The sequence below is a fragment of the Maribacter litopenaei genome (assembly GCF_025244665.1).
Lineage (GTDB): Bacteria > Bacteroidota > Bacteroidia > Flavobacteriales > Flavobacteriaceae > Maribacter > Maribacter litopenaei.
On sequence record NZ_CP104205.1, the window covers coordinates 2,461,570 to 2,480,358 of the forward strand.

Sequence of the window (18,789 nt, forward strand, 5' to 3'; positions counted from 1 at the left end):
CATCTCGGCGGTTTTTTTTATCTTCACATTATGAAGGTAATTTCCACCAATGTCTGCAACGAGCCTAAAACCTTTATTTGGAACGGCGCCGAAGAACAAACCGGTATTTTCAAATTTCCAACTTCGGAAAAATTATTCCTGACCAAAAGTGATGTTCGTAAGGACACTATCATTAATAGGGTAAACCATGGGGGCGAAAACAAGGCATGTTATCTGTTTTCCGCCGAACAGTATCCTTTTTGGAAGGAAAAATATCCCAAACTTGATTGGAATTGGGGCATGTTTGGAGAAAACCTTACCATAACAGGTTTAGATGAATCCAAGATAAGGGTAGGTTCTATTTATAAATTAGGAAATGCCTTGGTTCAGGTGTCGCAACCAAGGGAACCTTGTTATAAGCTGGGAATACGATTTGGTACCCAACAAATCCTAAAAGAATTCATCGATCAAAATCATCCTGGTACGTATGTGAAAATTACGGAGGAAGGGGAAGTCAGTGTTGGCGATGAACTCCAATTGATACAGCTTTCGGAGAATACCTTAACGGTACAGGAATTCTATCAGCTCATGTTTATGAAAGAAAAACCCAAGGAACTGCTTCATAGGTTTATGGAAAATCCTGCAGTACCCCAATATAAAAAAGACCGAATGCAAAAATTTCTTGAATGAACCTTCATTTTCCTTGGCACCTGTATTTAATGGCCGCACTGTATGTGTTTGCAGGTCTCATGCATTTTATAAAGCCCAAAATATACCTTAGGGTAATGCCCAACTATCTGCCCTATCCAAAATTTTTAGTACTTCTAAGTGGTGTTTTTGAAATTCTATTGGGTATTGCTCTCTGTTCACAGGAAACAAAAAATATAGCCATCTATGGTATCATTGCCATGTTGGTGGTCTTTCTATTGGTTCACTTTTATATGCTCAAGGGCGAAAAAGAATCCGCTGGTTTTCCTAAGTGGTTACTATTACTGCGTATTCCTATGCAATTTCTGCTCATGTATTGGGCCTATACTTACGTAAGCTTATAAAAACGTAAAGGGGACTCTCCAGTCCCCTTTCCTTGAAATTAACTTAAACCAACTTAATTAACAACAAATTCTTCACTGTACGTTTTAGTATCATCGGATACTACAACCATATAACTTCCGGAGTAAGCTCCTTCAAAATTGAAGGCTTTCTCAATGATCATCTTATCGGATACGGTTTCAGAGAATACCAATCTATAGTTTTGATCATACACTTTTAAGGATACCTCGGATTTATCCAAGTTCAAAAAGTTCATGAACACCCTGTCGGCCGTTTTTCTGAAGAATGGTTTAGCATCTACTTCAGCATCGATGATTTCAATGACACCATCATTTAAGGAAATAGTGTACATGTTACTTTTAAGACCACTTTCAGCGACCAAATAATAATATCCATCTACCAAGTCTTTCATGTTCAGTTTTTTACTGAAACGACCATTTGAAAGTTTTTCAAAATAGATGCTATTAGAATCCGAATCCAAAAGCTGGATGGTTACACTTTGGTCAGGTGCATCCAATGTCAATAAGACACTTTTGGATTTACCTAAGGTAACAACGTCCAATTTAGGCTCTCTTGCCATGCCCGCTACTGTAGCGAACATAAAGGCAACTACGGTTGTGATTTTTACAATTGTTTTCATAATAAATTACTTTAAAGGATTAATTAATAATTTACGTTACAAACATACGTCTGATATCCAGCCTCCACTACAGCTTATTTTTCCAATTTATGTGCTATTTTACCAGTCTTAACATCACTTTAAGATAGTAATGTTAATATTCCACATATTTAGGTTAATTTTGCAAAGTGACCTCCAAAAAAGGTTGCCTAACTTTACATTAGCAAACCCATAGAGATGATTGCACAAAAACCTACATTTGAGGCCATTGAACCAGATTTTGGACATTCTTTTACCTATCAAAAGTTTGATGAGCACAGGGTTAATAGAAATAACGTGTGGCACTACCACCCGAACTGGAACTGGTCTATGTAAATGGTGGTTCCGGCAAACGCCAAATAGGTAGTCATGTTTCCTATTATACAGATGGTGACCTTATATTAATAGGAAGTAACCTGCCCCATTGCGGATTCACCGATGCCCTTACGGGTAATACTAGTGAAACGGTAATACAGATGAAACTGGACTTTTTGGGAACCGACTTTTTCACTATTCCCGAAATGAAGAAAATCAAAAAGCTTTTTGAAATTGCCAGTGGCGGTATTGCCTTTTTTGGCAAGACCAAAAGAAAAATTGGTGAAAAAATGGAAGTACTGGAATATCAGACCGATTTCCAACGTCTCCTAAGCATTTTAAACATTTTGAATGAATTAGGCGGTTCGCAAGAAATGAAGCTCTTAAATGCCACTGGGTTTTCCCTCGCCACGGATATTAAGGACAATGACCGAATCAATATTGTTTTCAACCATGTGAAAAACAATTTTAAGGAAGAAATAACCTTAGAAGAGATTTCCTCTATGGTGAGTATGACCATTCCATCATTTTGTAGATATTTCAAAAAGCTAACTAACAAAACTTTTGTACAGTTTGTGAACGAATATAGGTTGGTACATGCCTCCAAATTATTGGCCGAAAAACCCATGAGTATTACGGAGGTCTGTTTTGAATGTGGTTTTAACAACTTTTCTCACTTCAATAAGTCGTTCAAGGCCTTTACGGGTCAAAATCCTAGTGAATATAGAAATGAGCTGAAAGCCGTATTGGTCTAATGCAGGAAAAAAAGAATTTCACACAATTGGATTTGCCAGATTGTGACATACAATATTACCCTAATTTTTTTCCAAGTGAGGTTGCCGATACCTTTTTTCAAAAGTTACGGATCGAAACCCCCTGGCAACAGGATGACATCAAAGTTTTCGGAAAAGTGTATGCCCAGCCCAGGCTTACCGCATTGTATGCCAATAATGACAGGCCTTACGCCTATTCCAACATTATTATGACACCTCATCCGTTTAGCAAGATATTATTGGAAATAAAATCGGAAATTGAAAAACACGTCTCACAACAATTTACCACCTGTTTACTGAATCTGTACAGGGATGGCAAGGATAGCAATGGTTGGCATGCCGATAATGAGAAGGAACTAGGTAAAGACCCTGTCATCGCCTCTGTGAGTTTGGGGGCCGAACGTATGTTCCACCTAAAACACAATACTAAGTCATTTGCAAAGCACAAAATGATCCTGGAACACGGAAGTTTATTATTGATGCAGGGGGAAACCCAACATACTTGGAAGCATCAAATACCAAAAACGGCAAAACCGGTTGGGGAACGGATCAATCTCACATTTAGGATAATTAAATAAAGATGACTTAGACAATTTATAGAAAACTTTTAAATCGATTTTAGCCCTTGTCAAACTTAAATAAAAAAAAAATCGGTTGTGGGAACCGATTTTTTATGCCTTTTGTAGACCGACCATCTTTAATACCAGGGCACACCAATATTAATCTGCTTGTCGGGCCCTACGCTAGCCTCTAATTTTCAAATGTCATGCCAAACTTCTTTTATCAAAGGCTTTGTATATTTGTAATGCTATGACAAAAGAATTTACAGAAAGGGAATTGGACCGTATTATTGAAATGGCCTGGGAGGATAGAACTCCTTTTGAGGCTATTACTTTTCAGTTCGGTATCAGCGAACAGGAAACTATTGAAATCATGCGTAAGCAAATGAAGCCAAGCAGTTTTCGCATGTGGAGAAAAAGGGTTCAGGGTAGGGCCACCAAACACAGAAAATTACGAGAAAATGTATCAGGACGGTTTAAATGTTCCCGACAAAAAAATATAAGTGGAAACAAAATTTCCAAACGGTAATTCAAGTTTATTTGAAAATATCATTTAACATGGCTGCCAATCGGATTCCACCTTTCAACAATTGATTTTCAACCGTATTCCACCATCGATAGCTATATTGATACCCCAACTTCTCTCCTACTTCAACAGAATCATAGACTTCATTCGTAATTTCTTGGGTTTCCTCTATCCATACATAGATATCGCCTTTTTGAATTTGTTTTACCTCTTGTTTGGAGATTTTTGGAAGGGAGTTTGAAAGTTCCGTAAAACTCATACCATAATCATCGATCATATTGGAGTCCCATACTCGGTGAAGGTTACTCCCTCTCCCAAACCACTGTAATTGGATGTCATTTCCTCCTTTGTCTTCCAGGCGACCGATATGCATAGGCTGATGCAAATCCCCAATAAGGTGAACCAAAAACTTTAAATAAAAAGCTTTATCCTCCTTGGAACTTACTTCTGAGGTAATGATTTCTATGCATTTGTTGATTCCTATTACCAAATCCCCATATTCACTGGGTTCCACGTCCTTGTAATCCTTATCAGCGGGGAAATTGACATAATGCCAAGCACTGAATTCGCTATATTTCCTATCGGCCTTAATTTCATCTCCAAAATTGGAAACCGCTGCCAAACTTTGGCCATCCAGTAATTGTTCAATGGCCTTTCTTGCTTTTCTAGTTAGGTAGTCCTGAGCTACATCCCCAATGACCCGATGGCCTGTTTTGGATCAGATTTCATCATTGGCAAACGAGCATTGAACTATTACCGAGAAAAATTAGTGTGAGTTTCTTCATGAATATGGTTTTGGACAAAAATAGGACTTCATCTTTTAAGGTATTGTTAAAACTCAGGTCAGCTAAAATATTAATAAGAACTTGCAACCATGAAACCCTCATGGAGGGATTTGGTAGGGCAAACTAAATACCGATATAAAAGGAAATGGTTAATACCAATCCATTAACCTAATTTTAAACTTGTGAAGAAGTTAAAAGACCTATTACTGAGAATAAAACCTCCTATCCTAAGGTACCTACTTTTGGGAATAGTAGGCCTTGCTTTTATTTTCCTACTCTTTTTAGGCAGCATATATGCAGGGGTATGGGGAAAGATACCAAGTAAAAAAGATCTTTCTAATTTTCAGTATCAAGTGGCATCGGAAGTATTCACTTCGGATAGTGTCCTTATCGGAAAATATTACTTAAATGACAGACAGCCCATCACCTTTGAAGAGTTTCCGAACATCTTCTACAAGCTTTGATTTCTATCGAGGATGAACGATTCTACGAACATTCCGGCGTGGACTATCCCAGTCTTCTTAGAGTAGGTCTAAAGACCATACTTATGGGAGATGAATCATCGGGTGGTGGAAGCACCATTAGCCAGCAATTGGCAAAAAATCTATACCCCGTAAAAGATAGGAAGCCAACTAATATCGTAATCGATAAAATCAAGGAAATGTTTATCGCTGGCAGACTTGAAGATATTTACGATAAAAACCAAATACTCACTCATTACCTTAATACAGTTTCCTTTGGTGATAACACCTTTGGGATTGAAAGTGCCTCTTTGAAATTCTTTAATACTAGAACTAAAGATCTTTCTGTGGAAGAGGCGGCAACATTGGTGGGTATGTTGAAGGCGACCTATGGCTACAACCCAAGGATATTTCCGAAAAGAGTAAGGCAAGAAGAAATCCGGTGTTGTATACTATGGAGAATAATGGATTCCTATCCACAACCGAATCCGACTCACTTCAAAAATCCGAGCTCGATCTTGATTATAGGGATTATGATTATAGTTCGGGACTCGCCCCATATTTTAGGGAGGAAGTGCGTAAGCAATTACTGGAATGGACAAAAAAACAAAATGAGCAGGGCCAGGCATACAATATTTATACTTCGCGCCTCAAGGTTTACACTACCTTGAATTATAAAATGCAACAACTGGCGGAGCAAAGCATGGTGGAGCACATGAGTAGATTACAAAAAGACTTTGAAAAAAGCTATGGAAAAAATGCCCCATGGATTGTAAACAAAAAATTGATCAAAACGATAGCTAGAAGAAGTCCGGCGTATCAAAACCTTAAAAAACAGGGATTATCCGACGATGAAGTATTTGATAGTCTAAGTCGTACCAAAAGAAAAATGGTACTAAAGAATTGGGAAGAAGATACGGAAAAGGAGGTAAGTATTCTTGATAGCATTCAACACTATATGAAGTTTTTGAACACCGGCTCCATTTCCATGAATCCAAAAACAGGTGAAGTATTGACCTGGATTGGTGGCGTCGACTTTAAGCAATTCAAGTATGACCATATTTCCCAAAGCAAACGCCAAGTAGGTTCTACGTTTAAGCCAATCGTTTACACCGCAGCTTTAGAACAGGGAATTGAACCCTGTACCTATTTTTCAGCCGAGGAAGTTGCATATGAAAATTTGGAAGGCTGGTCACCGAGCAATTCAGGGGACAAGGATGAGGCCTACCTCAATTATTCCATGGAAGAAGGACTTAGTAAATCCGTTAATACGATAGCGGTGAAGGTTATGGAAAAAACAGGTATTGATAACGTGCTTGCTCAAGCAAATAATATGGGAATCGAAGAAAAACTACCGAGGGAACCCTCGATTGCCCTAGGTACCGGTGAAATAAAATTGATCGAATTGGCAAAGGCGTATACTAGCTATTTAAACGACGGTAGGTCTGTTGAACCATTTTTGATAAAAGGTATTACCGCCCGTAATGACTCCCTATTGGCAAAATTCGAAACCAAAAAGAGTGAAAATGCCGCGTTCTCTACGGAAAATGGACAGATTATGCTGGAAATGATGACATCGACCATAAATTCAGGGACAGCCTCTCGAATCCGTTCCACCTATAAACTATCTAACGATATAGCCGGGAAGACTGGAACTACCCAAAATAACAAGGATGCTTGGTTTGTGGCACTTTCCCCTAATTTACTTCATGTTACGTGGGTCGGGTTGGACAATCATGAAATCGGATTCAAAAATACCACCATTGGTCAAGGAGCGAACGCGGCCTTGCCCATGTATGCGCTATTCTTACAGAAACTGAACAAGGAAAAAGGGTTCAACTATATTACCCAAGCAAAATTTCCACCTCCCAGTGACTATGTTCAAGAAATTCGGATTGCGAGCCTGTAAAACGTGATGGGTTCTTTAAAAGGCTTTTCAAAAACCCAAATAAGAAAAAGACCCGGAAATTTAGAAGTCAAGATTAACTTTTAACACCACTAGCTAGTTTTAATTTTTTTTGATATATTTATGATATCATTTTAATATCATATACCATGTCAAACGAAAAAAACTATAGCCCCATCAACGGCTACGTAATGATTGCAGTTGTCTTAGGGCTTTTAATCGGGGGCGTTGCCCTATTGAGAATTTACTTGGGTATCCTTTTAATCCTTTTGGGAATTATCTGTATAGCCGGATTTGTGTTGGTAAACCCTAATAGTTCTAGGGTTTTATTGCTATTTGGTAAATATGTAGGTACCATAAAAAATAATGGCTTCTTTTGGGTGAACCCACTTTATTCGAAAAGGAAAATATCCTTGCGAGCAAGCAATTTTGATAGTGAGCGGTTAAAGGTAAATGACAAGCTGGGAAATCCGGTAATGATAAGCACCATTTTGGTATGGAGGGTTACCAATACTTACAAGGCAGCTTTTGATGTGGACGATTATCAAAACTTTGTACGAGTACAAACCGATGCCGCAGTGAGAAAATTGGCCAGTATGTATCCTTATGATAACTTTGCCGATGAAGGTTTGGATGAAGATATCACTCTAAGGTCCAGTGTCAACGAAGTGAGCGAGGCCTTGGAAACAGAGGTACAAGAACGTTTGGCCATGGCGGGAATTGAGGTATTGGAAGCCCGAATCGGTTACTTGGCCTACGCACAGGAAATAGCCAATGCCATGCTAAAAAGACAACAGGCCACGGCCATTGTGGCGGCAAGGCATAAAATTGTCGAAGGTGCCGTAAGTATGGTGGAAATGGCCTTGGAAGAGTTGAGCAAAAAAGAATTGGTGGATTTGGATGAGGAGCGCAAAGCGGCGATGGTAAGTAATCTTATGGTAGTACTATGTTCTGACAAGGATGCATCTCCCATAGTGAATGCGGGTACTTTAAATCACTAACATGCGCTTTTTTAAGGAAACTCAACGGTTCGATCAATGGTGGTTTCACCTCATCAACATCCTTGTTTTAGGAGTAATGATATACCCAACCTATCAGGCGTTTCGCTCAAATAATTTGGAAGCAACGGAAATATATGTCCTTATTTTGGCCTTCATTTTGGTATTGTTGCTTCTAGGACTAGTCTACAGTATTAAACTTAGAACGCAAATTGATGAAAAGGGTATTCATTATGGATTTTTTCCATTTCATAGGAAAAACAGAATCGTGCCTTGGTCAAATATTGAACATTGCTACGTTAGAACCTACAACCCGATTACTGAATACGGCGGATGGGGTTACAGGGGAATACGAAGAAACAGCAAAGCCTTTAATATCAAGGGTAATCAAGGCATACAGATAGTTTTTAAAACTGGAGGAAAACTTTTGATAGGTACCCAAAAAACCGCTGAAGCGGGACAAATCATAAACAGATATTTTAAACAGGATGAGGGAATATAAGGTAATAGGTTGGATCATAGACCTCATCAATAACAATTAGTATTTGACAATGCTATGATTCATGGATTGGAGATACAAATATGAGTAAGAAAAAAGCGTTTGCATTACGGGTCAGTGAGGATATGCTGAAGGCCATTGAAAAGTGGGCAGCGGATGAATTCCGTAGTACCAATGGCCGGATTGAATGGATGTTGATGAAATGTCTAAAAGAGGCCAAGCGCGAACCTAAGAAAAAACAGGAGTAATCTTTTAGGCTTTTTTTAACGCAACTATGCATTAACTTTACGCTCCAAAGTTTCCAATCCAAAATGACCAAATTTACCTGTACAGCAGTACTGTTGCTTTCATGTTTTGCTCTCATATCCCAAAATCCTGAGAAATCCTTCACGGTAAAACACACATCGGAAAAAATACAATTGGACGGAATTTTGGACGACCCCGCTTGGTCTTTTTCGCAAAGTGCCGGCGAATTTCAACAGTATTTTCCATCTGATAAAGTGCCAGCACAGTATCAAACCGATATTCGCATGCTTACCGACGGAACAACCCTCTTTATAGGAATTACAGCCTATTCCCCAGGTATGGATTACGTGATTCCTTCCCTGGAAAGAGACTTTAGGGCTGGGGGTAACGACAATATCAGTTTGGTTTTTGACACTTTTAACGATGGTACCAATGCATTTCTTTTTGGTATAAACCCTTATGGAGTGCGCAGAGAAGCACTCATTGCTGGGGGTGGGCAGGATTTAAGTGGTTTTACCACCTCCTGGGATGTAAAATGGAAAGCAGAGACCAAAATCTATGACAATTACTATACGGCGGAAATAGCCATTCCTTTGACTTCATTTAAGTTTGCCGAAGGTGAAACCAAATGGCGATTCCAAAGCTATCGGTTCGATATGCAATCTAACGAACGCAGTAATTGGTTTTTAATACCCCAAAACCAAAGTGTGATCAATTTGGCATTTATGGGAGACATGCATTTTGAAAGGCCTTTGGGAAAATCAAGAACTCCTGTAGCTTTAATTCCATATATAAACGCCATTTCTGATAAGGATTTTACAACAGATGAACGCAATACAAAGTTAAAAGTTGGAGGGGATGCGAAAATATCCATTGGCAACGGCATGAACTTGGATGTCACCATAAACCCCGATTTTTCAAATGTTGAAGTGGATGCCATTATCACCAACCTTACCAGATTTGAAGTTTCTTTACCGGAAAGGAGGCAATTCTTTATTGACAACAATGACCTCTTTGGAAGTTTTGGAAGTATCAGACATTCCAATGCCTTCTTTTCCGGACGTATTGGTATTGCTACGGATAGACTTGGAAACTCTGTACAAAATGATATTCTAGGCGGTGTACGGCTTAGTGGAAAATTGAACAAAAACCTTCGGTTGGGCTTTTTGGACATTCAAACCGCAAAAAACGAGGACCAAGAAGTAGCCTCCAATAATAATTTAATGTTTGCCTTACAGCAAAAAGTGTTTTCCCGCTCCAATATTGGCATGTTCTTCATAAATAGACAAGCCTTTGGAAACGAACCTTACTTAACACCGGAGGAAGAGTATAATAGGGTACTGGGAATAGATTATAATCTTGCCAGTGAGGACAACACTTGGAATGGTAAGTATTATCTCCATAAGTCCTATCAACCTGGAGACAATGAAGGAAATCTGTCGGCCGGAGCCTTACTGAGCTACAATTCCAGGTATTGGAATTCATTTCTAGATTTGGCCTATATAGACAATGATTTCCAATCTGACCTTGGTTTTATCCCAAGAACGGATATCGCTAAAGCTGTTGGCTCGGTAGAGCGTCTTTTTTGGCCGAGAAAGGGTGCTATCAATAATCACGGTCTTCAGGTATTTGGAATATTCAATTGGAGACCTTCCTTGGATTATCAATTAGCAGATTATGATATTCGAGGTCAATACAATTTTGTGCTTAAGGACTTTACGGAGTTTGGGGCTGAATATTCCTCTAGTTATATCTATCTATTTGACCCCTTTGACCCCACCGGGACAGATGGAGCCGTACAACTACCCGGAAACCAAGAATATAGATTTGGCACTTTTACGTTGGGATATCAATCAAATAGGGCCAATGTTTTTGCATTTGAAGGCGAAACTTCTATAGGCAATTTCTTTAACGGGCAGCGTTTTTCCATTGGTGGGGAGGCTACCCTTAGACTACAACCAAAAGTGCGCATAAGCCTAAATGTGAATTATGATAAAATCAGTTTACCTGACCCCTACCCCAGTGCAGATCTTTGGTTGGTAAGCCCTCGTTTTGGATTTACTTTTAGCAAGTCCGTTTTTTGGACCACACTCCTCCAGTACAGCAATCAGAGGGATAACCTAGGAATCAATTCCCGGTTACAATGGCGATTTGCGCCTCTGTCCGACTTGTTTATAGTTTACAACGACAATTATTCCGTAAATATCTTTGAACCAAAATATCGTTCCATAAACTTAAAGCTCACCTATTGGTTAAACATATAATGGATTATACTTAAGTATTTGTAACATCCGATTAAAAACTAAAGAATGTCGTTTAATTCTACCAAAAAAACAACTCTTAGCTTTCTTTCATTTATCATTTCGTTTTGCGCGTTTGCCCAAGAACAGACCAAACAAATCAATGTCAAGTTCATTACCGAGGAAATCACTCCGGATGGCTTGTTGGACGAACCCATTTGGGCAATTGCCGGTATGGCTGAAGATTTTTGGGAGTATTTTCCCTTGGATTCAGTTCAGGCCAAAAAGCAATCCCAAATTAAAATTCTATACGACGAAAAGAACTTATATATTGGAATAAAAGCATATTCAAGTGGAAAAAACTACGCAACTCAATCACTGCAACGTGATTTTAGAGGAAGCGGAAGTGATAGCTTTACGCTTGTTTTTGATACCTTCAACGATGGCACTAACGCTTTTTCATTTGGTATTAATCCCTATGGTGTACGCCGTGAAGGCCTCATTGCAAATGGAGGTGCCGACCAAAGTGACTTTAATCTATCCTGGGACGTAAAATGGAAAGGTAATGCTAAAATTCATGATGATTACTTTACTGCGGAAATGGTCATTCCCCTCACCTCTTTAAAGTTTGAAGAAGGCGCTACCAAATGGCGGTTCAATTCCTATCGTATCGAAACACAATCCAACGAACGCAGTACTTGGATCAGAATACCTCAAAATCAACTTATCTATAATCTTGCCTTTATGGGCGAACTCCTTTTTGAGAAACCTCTTGGCAAGTCTAGAACGCCTTTCGCTATAATACCCTATGTAAATGGTATTAGCGCCAAGGACTTTGATAATGGTGAAAACCTGGATAATTTTAAAGTTGGTGCAGATGCCAAAGTTTCTATTGGGAATAGCTTAAATCCGGATCTTACAATAAATCCGGACTTTTCGACCGTAGAAGTGGATAATTTTATCACCAATCTCACGCGCTTCGAAATTGCACTGCCGGAGCGTCGTCAATTTTTCATAGACAACAATGATCTTTTTGCGAGTTTTGGAAACGGTTTTGACTTTAGTCCTTTTTTCTCAAGACGTATTGGTATCGCGAGGGACACCGTTGGGAATACCATAGAAAATAATATTCTTGGTGGCGTACGGCTTAGTGGAAAGCTGACCAACGATTTGAGGGTTGGGGTATTGAATATTCAGACCGCGGAAGATTTAGATAATAGAATTCCATCAAATAATAACACGATGTTGGCATTGCAGCAGCGTGTTTTCTCACGATCCAACATAGGTGTTTTTTTTATAAATAAGGAGTCTTTCAAGGATTATGATTTTGTAGAAAGGGAAGACGAATACAATCGAGTTTTAGGTGTTGACTATAACTTGGCCTCTAAGGATAACACATGGAATGGATCGTTCATAACCCATAAATCCTTTCAACCGGATGATAATGTGGGGAACTTTGCCTCTAGTGCCCTAATTCGATATAATACAAGAAAATTAAATGTATTCGCCAAAGGTACTTTTATTGATGAGGACTTTCGTTCGGATTTAGGCTTTGTGCGAAGAACCGATCTGTTTAAGACGCTCTTTAGCCTGGAACGGGTATTCGGCCAAGAAAAGGAATTGTCCAGAACCATACGCTTCGGTCATTTACAAATATACGATGGAGCCCTAGCATGGATTTTAAAAATACAGATTATGATCTTCAATACAGTTATGAAATTCAATTCAATAATCAATCACAGGCACGAGTAGAGTACACGAATACTTTCACGTTCTTGTTCGATTCTTTTGATCCGACACGGACCGAGGGTGCTATACCTCTCCCAGCTAACAAAAATTATCATTATAATAGTGTTCAGGCAGGATTTCAATCCGATCAGCGAAAACTTTTTTCATATGCCATCCAGTCCACTGTGGGACGCTTTTTTAATGGAAATCGATTTTCAATGGAAGGTTCTATGGCCATGAGGTTTCAACCTAAAGCATCGATTTCCCTCCAATTTAATTATGATCAAATAGATTTACCCGAACCCTATTCAAGTGCCAATATCTCGGTTAATAAGCCCACGGATGGACCTTACCTTTAGCAAATCCATTTTTTGGTCACTTTGATTCAATACAGTAATCAGCGGGATAACTTGGGCATTAATTCTAGATTGCAGTGGCGATTTGCACCGCTCTCCGATTTGTTTATAGTGTATAATGATAATTATGCCGTAAGCCAATTCGAGCCAAAATATAGATCCATAAATTTAAAGCTATCTTATTGGTTAAATATTTAGTATGAAGTTCAAGTTACTATGCTCTGATCTGGATGGAACTTTATTGTCGACCAAAAGTGATGTATCAAAATACACCATTTCACAGATTGGCAGAATAAAACAAGCTGCTCGAATCATTTTGGTTTCTGCCGGAATGCCCAATGGTATGTATTATATACAGAGGGATTTGGGAATTTTAGACCAACCAATAATTAGTTATAACGGCGCATTGGTATTGGATGGTGCCAAGGAACTGCTTTCCGTAACCATTCCTTTAAATGTGGTAAAGGAAATCCATGAAGTTTGTGAAGAGCACAGTACCGATTTAGGCCTATATGCTTATAACGAATGGCATGTACCCAAAACATCGGAAAGGGTCGAAAAGGAAATAAAATACACCAAGACCAACCCGGTATTTCAGCCAACCTTAAACACTCTAGAGCAATGGGCAACCAAAAAAAGTGGAATACATAAAATAATGCTCATGGGTACCAAATCTACCGCGGATGCTTTAATGCCGATACTTCAGGAAAAATTCGAGAATGAGATTAATTTGTACCGATCCAATGATACCCTCATAGAAATCGCACCAAAATCGGTATCAAAACTAACAGCTATACAAAAACTATTGCATTCTGGTGAATTACTACAGGATGTCATAGCATTTGGTGACAATTACAATGATATTGAAATGTTGACCCATGTTGGTTGGGGTGTCGCGGTCTCCAATGGAAGGGAGGAAGTGAAACAAATTGCCAATTTTATTACTTCCAGTAATACTGAGAACGGAGTTGCCCAATACATTGAACAACATCTACTTATTTAAGTATATTTGGTTCCCAAGGAAAATTCTTCATTATGGACAACCCTGTCGATCAACCTTTGATTGTTAATGATACCGTTGTATTTGGCCTTTTGGCACTAGCCCTTGGCTTTATATTTTATACCTCCAATCTAAAAACTGGTTTACGGCAAAAATTCTATTCAATTGTACCTGCAGTGCTTATGTGTTATTTGATACCTGCGCTTATGGCAAGTGCCGGTTTGATATCGGATGATACTTCAGGCCTTTACTTTATGGCCAGTAGGTATTTGTTACCAGCAGCGCTGGTTTTGATGACACTGAGTATTGACCTTAAGGCAATCAGTAATTTGGGTTCGAAAGCAATCATCATGTTTTTAACGGGTAGTTTTGGTATTATCATCGGGGATTCACTGGCCATACTTTTGGTGTCCATATTTTCTCCAGAAACAGTTGGCGGTAACGATTTTGATGCGGTTTGGAGAGGACTGGCTACCATCGCCGGAAGTTGGATCGGTGGCGGGGCCAATCAGGCGGCCATGCTCGAAATTTTTAAATACAACCCAGAGAAATATGGGGGAATGGTACTTATCGATATCGTTGTTGCTAATATTTGGATGGCCGTGATACTATTGGGCGTGGGCAAAACGAAAAGAATCGATAAATGGTTAAAGGCCGATACCTCTGCCATTGAAACCTTAAAAGTAAAGGTAACCGAGTTTACGGAGAAAATTACCCGGGTGCCAACGCTCCAAGATTATATGATCATGCTTTGTTTGGCCTTCACAGCCGTAGGAATTTCCCACTTTTTTGGAGATCATATCAGCGAATTCCTAATATCAAATTTTGAAGCCGTCAGTGACAAGAAAAGTTTTCTTTCCTTTTTGGGGTCTCGGTTTCTTTTGGATGGTGGTACTATCTACTTGTGCGGGTATAGCTATGTCATTCACAAAGGCGAAGAATTATGAGGGTGCCGGGGCAAGTAAAATTGGTGGAATGTTCATTTATATTCGGTGGCTACCATTGGTATGAAAATGGACTTGGGCAAGGTTTTGGAGAATCCAGGTCTTATTGCCATTGGTTTTGTTTGGATCAGCGTACATGCATTGCTACTCATTCTAGTAGCCAAAATCATTAAGGCGCCATATTTCTTTTTGGCCGTGGGTAGCCAAGCCAATGTGGGCGGTGCCGCTTCCGCGCCGGTAGTCGCAGCAGAATTTCATCCCTCCTTGACTTCGGTAGGTGTTCTATTGGCCGTATTGGGGTATGTTGTAGGTACTGCAGGTGCCTTGCTATGTGCTTACTTAATGGAAGTAGCCTCCAGCTTATAGTATTTAATTTTTCAATTGCATTTTCTTTAAAAATTTAATGATATTTGCCCCCTGAATGAAATGAGTTAATAAACAATTGCAGCTGTTGTCCTATTTCCAATTGACTGCGATTTACACATTAGTTCCTCGAAATAAAAAAAGTTTTAAGAATTTGATCTATGAAAAAAGTTGTTGTTATCCTGTCTATACTTTTTATGGTTTCTTGCGGAAGCGATAAGGAAGATAACCTAATCGTAAATGGAAAGGTTAGAGGGTTAAAAAAAGGAACACTCTATTTACAGCATTTGACAGATACCACTTTGGTCTCGGTGGACTCCCTAGAAATTGATGGCGACGGCACGTTTAGTTTATCGACTTTCCTGGAAAGCCCGAAATATATTATCTGTATTTAAATAAAAAGGACAATAACGACATCAATGACCGAATTACTTTTTTTGCTGAACCAGGTACCATCACTATTAATTCAGACTGGAATACCTTTGATACCACGGCGGAAATTACAGGTTCACCTTCCCAGGTAATGCTAGAGGAATATCAAAAAGCATTGTCCAATATTAATTTAAGGAATATGGAGATTATGCTAAAGGCCTCACAATCCGAAGAACCTTTGGACCAAGCCGCAATAGACTCTTTGGAACAGGTAAGTGTAAAGAATACAAAGAGAGGGTATGCCTATTCCATTAATTTTGCCCTGAACAACAAGGATTCGTACATTGCCCCTTATATCGCAACTAAGGAAATTCCAGATGCCAATATAAAATATCCGGATTCTATATATAATGTTCTTTCTCCGTGATGTAGCCAATTCCAAGTATGGAAAGGAACTGAAAAAACTGTTGGAGAACAAGCAATAAAAAAAGCATCCGAAAAGGATGCTTTTTGCTTTATGGTGAAAGCTATTGCTAAGCCATACTATTTAATTTATCCACCAATTGATTGGCCTTGGTTTCCAATTCGATCCTTATCCCATTAAAATGGGCCTTTTTGTTTTCAATATCATCTTGATTAACCTTGGCAATCAGCTCATCAAAAGTTTCAATAGCACCATCTATTATAGCTGTTCCCTCTTTTGATGGACCAACTCCATTCGCTTCTTCAACTATGTAGACACCTTCAATAATATCACCAAGGACATTATTTATATCTTTTTTCAAATTTTTAATACTTGCCATTTGTTTTAAATTTTGAACAAAAGTACAATTTAACCTTAGAATATTTGCAAAAGTTTAAATAGTAACTTCCAGTAATTTAACCCCTGTAGTTTTTATAGCTATCTCCTCAGTGATTGCCGGCAAAAGCGTAGTTTCTCCTTTTTCTAAACTTACTTTACCAAATTCGTTTTCAATTAGTGCCTCCCCATCCACACACATATAAATAGTAAAGGAATCTCGATTTTTAGTTTCAAACTTGAGGTCTTTGTCTAAATCCAAGAAGTTGGTTTTAAAATAAGGGCAGTCCACCATACTGTTTACAGAGTTCATTCCTTTAGGGTATTCTACCTTGAAATCATCCTTATTTTTATAATCAATTGCGTCCAAGGCCAGTTCTGTGTGCAATTCTCTCAAATTTCCATCTTTGTCCTTTCTGTTAAAGTCGAAAACACGATAGGTAACATCTGAAGTTTGTTGAATTTCGGCCAAAAGGACCCCGGCACCAATGGCATGTATTTTTCCCGTATTAATAAAAAATGTATCACCCTCCTTGACCTTTTCATAATTCAACAAGTCCAGTAACGTATCATTTTCTAGACTCTTGGAATACTCCTCCTTTGAAACATCCTTATTAAAGCCTACAATTAATTCCGCTCCAGGATCAGCATCCATAATATACCACATTTCTGTTTTGCCAAAGGAATTATGTCTTTCCTGTGCCAATTCGTCATTAGGGTGTAGTTGAATGGAAAGGTCCTGTTTAGCATCTATAAATTTAATCAGTATTGGAAACTCAGTTCCAAATCGTTCCACTACGCTCTTACCCAATAATTCTTCGGGATATTTTTCTATTAATTCTTGAAGTGAAGTATTGGCAAGTTCGCCATTGGCAACAACTGAAACATCCCCTTTCACCGTAGAAAGTTCCCAACTTTCCCCCGTTATAGCACTCGTGCTTGGTTTTCCAAATGTGTCCTTTAATTTGGTTCCTCCCCAAAGTCGTTCTTTTAAAATTGGTTTGAATTTTAAAGGATAAAATTTCATATTGGTAGATTTATACATCATACTAATGAACGCAATATTATCTATAATATTTGGATCAAATTGATGTCCTCAAGTAAAATTTAAAGGAATGGGGTTAACCCGAATAGGTTACAAAATTACGGGGAGTTTCATATAGAACGACCTCCAAATCCTTATTTTCCTCAATACTAGGCCTCAACCTGTTCCAAATAACGACTGCGATATTTTCTGCGGTTGGATTTAAATTTTGAAACTCCGGCACTTCCTTGTTCAGGTTCTTATGGTCAAATGCGTCCTCGATTTTGTCCTTAATAAGGTCCTTTAATTCCTTCATATCCATCACAAAACCAGTTTCCGGATCAATCTCTCCGGTGACGCTGACAACCAATTCATAGTTATGGCCATGAAAATTAGGATTATTGCATTTACCAAAAACCTCCCAATTTTTTGAATCGTCCCAATCTGCTCGGTAGAGTCTATGTGCCGCATTAAAATGTGCCTTTCTACTGACCTTAACTTTCATTTTGTACCAAATTATCGATTAAATGCTGATAAAATTTTTCAAAAATTATCTTAAACCATGCAGTGTAGCTATCAGGATTTTTAGTCATATCCAATTTTACTTCTTTGGGAGTCATCCATTTCCAATCAGCAACTTCATCCCTATTAATATTTGAGATCCCATCAAAATAACCAATCATTACATGGTCTAATTCATGCTCCGTCAAACCATTATCAAAAGGTGCTTTGTAGATAAATGAAAAAAGTTCCTTTAGATCCGTTTCAAAACCCATTTCCTCTTGAAGCCTACGCTTCCCTGCCTCCAAATTGGACTCCCCTACTCTTTGATGGCTGCAACAGGTATTGATCCATAAAAGAGGGGAGTGATATTTATGAGCCGCCCTTTGTTGCAACATGATTTCATTTTTGTCGTTTAAAACGAAAACGGAAAACGCCCTATGCAACTCCGCTTTTTCATGGGCCTCCATTTTAGGCATGGTTCCCCTTGGATTATCGTTTTTGTCGACTAGAATTACTTCTTCTTCCTTCATCCTGTAAAAATAAGGCCTTTGAGCATTTCTATTCGAAGCCTTTAGGAAAAATATAAGAAATGAGCCATCGAAAGTCCTGATGCCCACCGAGATTGTTATTGGCGAATTACATCCCTGTGCTGAGCATAGTCGAAGAATGACCTATGAAAAACAATAAAATAAACAGATGAAAG

20 protein-coding genes and 3 pseudogenes are annotated in these 18,789 nt (G+C 38.7%); 17 read left to right on the forward strand and 6 right to left on the reverse strand.

From position 1 onward, the window contains the following. Positions 1–30: 30 nt before the first annotated feature. On the forward strand, positions 31–669 hold the full coding sequence (locus NYZ99_RS13350; protein WP_260571628.1) for an MOSC domain-containing protein: 639 nt from the start codon (positions 31–33) through the stop codon (positions 667–669). Continuing rightward, positions 666–1,031, forward strand: a complete 366-nt coding sequence (locus NYZ99_RS13355; RefSeq protein WP_260571629.1) for a DoxX family protein — start codon at positions 666–668, stop codon at positions 1,029–1,031. The genes NYZ99_RS13350 and NYZ99_RS13355 overlap by 4 nt, the downstream gene beginning before the upstream one ends. 53 nt (positions 1,032–1,084) lie before the next feature. Here the strand turns inward: NYZ99_RS13355 and NYZ99_RS13360 are convergent, their stop codons facing one another. After that, a complete protein-coding gene (locus tag NYZ99_RS13360; protein WP_260571631.1) occupies positions 1,085–1,669 on the reverse strand; it encodes a hypothetical protein in 585 nt (194 codons plus the stop codon). A gap of 216 nt (positions 1,670–1,885) precedes the next feature. On the opposite strand from NYZ99_RS13360, the pseudogene NYZ99_RS13365 reads away from it, so the two are divergent. The 3 genes and pseudogenes from NYZ99_RS13365 to NYZ99_RS13375 all read left to right on the forward strand — a co-directional run bounded on the left by NYZ99_RS13365 (position 1,886) and on the right by NYZ99_RS13375 (position 3,864). Continuing rightward, positions 1,886–2,757: pseudogene (locus NYZ99_RS13365) on the forward strand (AraC family transcriptional regulator). Beyond that, positions 2,757–3,353: an alpha-ketoglutarate-dependent dioxygenase AlkB family protein gene (locus tag NYZ99_RS13370; protein ID WP_260571632.1), complete on the forward strand. Its 597-nt coding sequence runs from the start codon at positions 2,757–2,759 to the stop codon at positions 3,351–3,353. The pseudogene NYZ99_RS13365 and the gene NYZ99_RS13370 overlap by 1 nt, the downstream one beginning before the upstream one ends. A 232-nt stretch (positions 3,354–3,585) precedes the next feature. Beyond that, positions 3,586–3,864, forward strand: coding sequence for a TIGR03643 family protein (locus tag NYZ99_RS13375; protein WP_260571633.1), 279 nt, complete (start codon positions 3,586–3,588; stop codon positions 3,862–3,864). A gap of 7 nt (positions 3,865–3,871) precedes the next feature. Here NYZ99_RS13375 and NYZ99_RS13380 read toward each other — a convergent pair whose 3' ends face one another. Then, on the reverse strand, positions 3,872–4,558 hold the full coding sequence (locus NYZ99_RS13380; protein ID WP_260575244.1) for a S1/P1 nuclease: 687 nt from the start codon (positions 4,556–4,558) through the stop codon (positions 3,872–3,874). 270 nt (positions 4,559–4,828) lie between these two features. Between NYZ99_RS13380 and NYZ99_RS21995 the strand changes: the two genes are divergently transcribed. The 12 genes and pseudogenes from NYZ99_RS21995 (at position 4,829) to NYZ99_RS13430 (ending at position 16,186) form a co-directional block, all read left to right on the forward strand. Further along, positions 4,829–5,110, forward strand: a complete 282-nt coding sequence (locus tag NYZ99_RS21995) for a hypothetical protein (RefSeq protein WP_338039011.1) — start codon at positions 4,829–4,831, stop codon at positions 5,108–5,110. Beyond that, positions 5,107–5,778 (forward strand): biosynthetic peptidoglycan transglycosylase, encoded by a 672-nt coding sequence (locus NYZ99_RS22000; protein WP_338039012.1) that lies wholly within the window; start codon positions 5,107–5,109, stop codon positions 5,776–5,778. Before NYZ99_RS21995 ends, NYZ99_RS22000 begins: the two co-directional genes overlap by 4 nt. An 8-nt stretch (positions 5,779–5,786) precedes the next feature. Next, positions 5,787–7,016: a transglycosylase domain-containing protein gene (locus NYZ99_RS22005; RefSeq protein WP_338039013.1), complete on the forward strand. Its 1,230-nt coding sequence runs from the start codon at positions 5,787–5,789 to the stop codon at positions 7,014–7,016. 146 nt (positions 7,017–7,162) lie between these two features. Next, positions 7,163–8,014, forward strand: a complete 852-nt coding sequence (locus NYZ99_RS13390) for an SPFH domain-containing protein (protein ID WP_260571634.1) — start codon at positions 7,163–7,165, stop codon at positions 8,012–8,014. 1 nt (position 8,015) lies between these two features. Next, the gene (locus NYZ99_RS13395) at positions 8,016–8,513 is read left to right on the forward strand and encodes a hypothetical protein (protein WP_260571635.1); all 498 of its coding nucleotides are present in this window, start codon (positions 8,016–8,018) and stop codon (positions 8,511–8,513) included. Positions 8,514–8,593: 80 nt separating this feature from the next. Next, positions 8,594–8,758 (forward strand): type II toxin-antitoxin system antitoxin, encoded by a 165-nt coding sequence (locus NYZ99_RS13400; RefSeq protein ID WP_260571638.1) that lies wholly within the window; start codon positions 8,594–8,596, stop codon positions 8,756–8,758. Between the two features lie 63 nt (positions 8,759–8,821). After that, positions 8,822–11,020 (forward strand): DUF5916 domain-containing protein, encoded by a 2,199-nt coding sequence (locus NYZ99_RS13405; RefSeq protein ID WP_260571641.1) that lies wholly within the window; start codon positions 8,822–8,824, stop codon positions 11,018–11,020. Positions 11,021–11,065: 45 nt separating this feature from the next. Then, the gene (locus NYZ99_RS13410) at positions 11,066–12,748 is read left to right on the forward strand and encodes a DUF5916 domain-containing protein (protein WP_338039014.1); all 1,683 of its coding nucleotides are present in this window, start codon (positions 11,066–11,068) and stop codon (positions 12,746–12,748) included. A gap of 531 nt (positions 12,749–13,279) precedes the next feature. Beyond that, the gene (locus NYZ99_RS13415; RefSeq protein ID WP_260571643.1) at positions 13,280–14,083 is read left to right on the forward strand and encodes a Cof-type HAD-IIB family hydrolase; all 804 of its coding nucleotides are present in this window, start codon (positions 13,280–13,282) and stop codon (positions 14,081–14,083) included. A gap of 32 nt (positions 14,084–14,115) precedes the next feature. Next, positions 14,116–15,390: pseudogene (locus tag NYZ99_RS13420) on the forward strand (DUF819 family protein). A gap of 194 nt (positions 15,391–15,584) precedes the next feature. Next, positions 15,585–15,847, forward strand: a pseudogene (locus tag NYZ99_RS13425) (DUF4369 domain-containing protein); the annotation flags it as partial. 63 nt (positions 15,848–15,910) lie between these two features. Then, the gene (locus tag NYZ99_RS13430; RefSeq protein ID WP_260575329.1) at positions 15,911–16,186 is read left to right on the forward strand and encodes a hypothetical protein; all 276 of its coding nucleotides are present in this window, start codon (positions 15,911–15,913) and stop codon (positions 16,184–16,186) included. Between the two features lie 106 nt (positions 16,187–16,292). Here NYZ99_RS13430 and NYZ99_RS13435 read toward each other — a convergent pair whose 3' ends face one another. The 4 genes from NYZ99_RS13435 to idi form a co-directional block, all read right to left on the reverse strand. Next, the gene (locus NYZ99_RS13435; RefSeq protein ID WP_260571646.1) at positions 16,293–16,562 is read right to left on the reverse strand and encodes a hypothetical protein; all 270 of its coding nucleotides are present in this window, start codon (positions 16,560–16,562) and stop codon (positions 16,293–16,295) included. A 54-nt stretch (positions 16,563–16,616) separates the two neighbouring features. Further along, complete coding sequence (locus NYZ99_RS13440; RefSeq protein ID WP_260571649.1) at positions 16,617–17,585, reverse strand: type I phosphomannose isomerase catalytic subunit; 969 nt, start codon at positions 17,583–17,585, stop codon at positions 16,617–16,619. 94 nt (positions 17,586–17,679) lie between these two features. Beyond that, positions 17,680–18,087: a 6-pyruvoyl trahydropterin synthase family protein gene (locus NYZ99_RS13445; protein ID WP_260571651.1), complete on the reverse strand. Its 408-nt coding sequence runs from the start codon at positions 18,085–18,087 to the stop codon at positions 17,680–17,682. Then, entirely contained in the window at positions 18,077–18,616 is a 540-nt protein-coding gene (idi, locus tag NYZ99_RS13450; protein WP_260571652.1) for an isopentenyl-diphosphate Delta-isomerase, read from the reverse strand. The genes NYZ99_RS13445 and idi overlap by 11 nt, the downstream gene beginning before the upstream one ends. Positions 18,617–18,789 lie beyond the last annotated feature (173 nt).

Excerpts from the sequence above, each read along its gene's own strand:
- NYZ99_RS13395 (WP_260571635.1), top strand. The coding sequence starts at position 8,016 with ATGCGCTTTTTTAAGGAAACTCAACGGTTCGATCAATGGTGGTTTCAC.
- NYZ99_RS13410 (WP_338039014.1), top strand. The coding sequence starts at position 11,066 with ATGTCGTTTAATTCTACCAAAAAAACAACTCTTAGCTTTCTTTCATTT.
- NYZ99_RS13430 (WP_260575329.1), top strand. The coding sequence starts at position 15,911 with ATGCTAGAGGAATATCAAAAAGCATTGTCCAATATTAATTTAAGGAAT.
- NYZ99_RS13390 (WP_260571634.1), top strand. The coding sequence starts at position 7,163 with ATGTCAAACGAAAAAAACTATAGCCCCATCAACGGCTACGTAATGATT.
- idi (WP_260571652.1), bottom strand. The coding sequence starts at position 18,616 with ATGAAGGAAGAAGAAGTAATTCTAGTCGACAAAAACGATAATCCAAGG.
- NYZ99_RS13400 (WP_260571638.1), top strand. The coding sequence starts at position 8,594 with ATGAGTAAGAAAAAAGCGTTTGCATTACGGGTCAGTGAGGATATGCTG.
- NYZ99_RS13405 (WP_260571641.1), top strand. The coding sequence starts at position 8,822 with ATGACCAAATTTACCTGTACAGCAGTACTGTTGCTTTCATGTTTTGCT.
- NYZ99_RS13440 (WP_260571649.1), bottom strand. The coding sequence starts at position 17,585 with ATGAAATTTTATCCTTTAAAATTCAAACCAATTTTAAAAGAACGACTT.
- NYZ99_RS13415 (WP_260571643.1), top strand. The coding sequence starts at position 13,280 with ATGAAGTTCAAGTTACTATGCTCTGATCTGGATGGAACTTTATTGTCG.
- NYZ99_RS13445 (WP_260571651.1), bottom strand. The coding sequence starts at position 18,087 with ATGAAAGTTAAGGTCAGTAGAAAGGCACATTTTAATGCGGCACATAGA.
- NYZ99_RS22005 (WP_338039013.1), top strand. The coding sequence starts at position 5,787 with ATGCAACAACTGGCGGAGCAAAGCATGGTGGAGCACATGAGTAGATTA.
- NYZ99_RS13375 (WP_260571633.1), top strand. The coding sequence starts at position 3,586 with ATGACAAAAGAATTTACAGAAAGGGAATTGGACCGTATTATTGAAATG.
- NYZ99_RS13355 (WP_260571629.1), top strand. The coding sequence starts at position 666 with ATGAACCTTCATTTTCCTTGGCACCTGTATTTAATGGCCGCACTGTAT.
- NYZ99_RS13360 (WP_260571631.1), bottom strand. The coding sequence starts at position 1,669 with ATGAAAACAATTGTAAAAATCACAACCGTAGTTGCCTTTATGTTCGCT.
- NYZ99_RS13370 (WP_260571632.1), top strand. The coding sequence starts at position 2,757 with ATGCAGGAAAAAAAGAATTTCACACAATTGGATTTGCCAGATTGTGAC.
- NYZ99_RS13435 (WP_260571646.1), bottom strand. The coding sequence starts at position 16,562 with ATGGCAAGTATTAAAAATTTGAAAAAAGATATAAATAATGTCCTTGGT.
- NYZ99_RS13350 (WP_260571628.1), top strand. The coding sequence starts at position 31 with ATGAAGGTAATTTCCACCAATGTCTGCAACGAGCCTAAAACCTTTATT.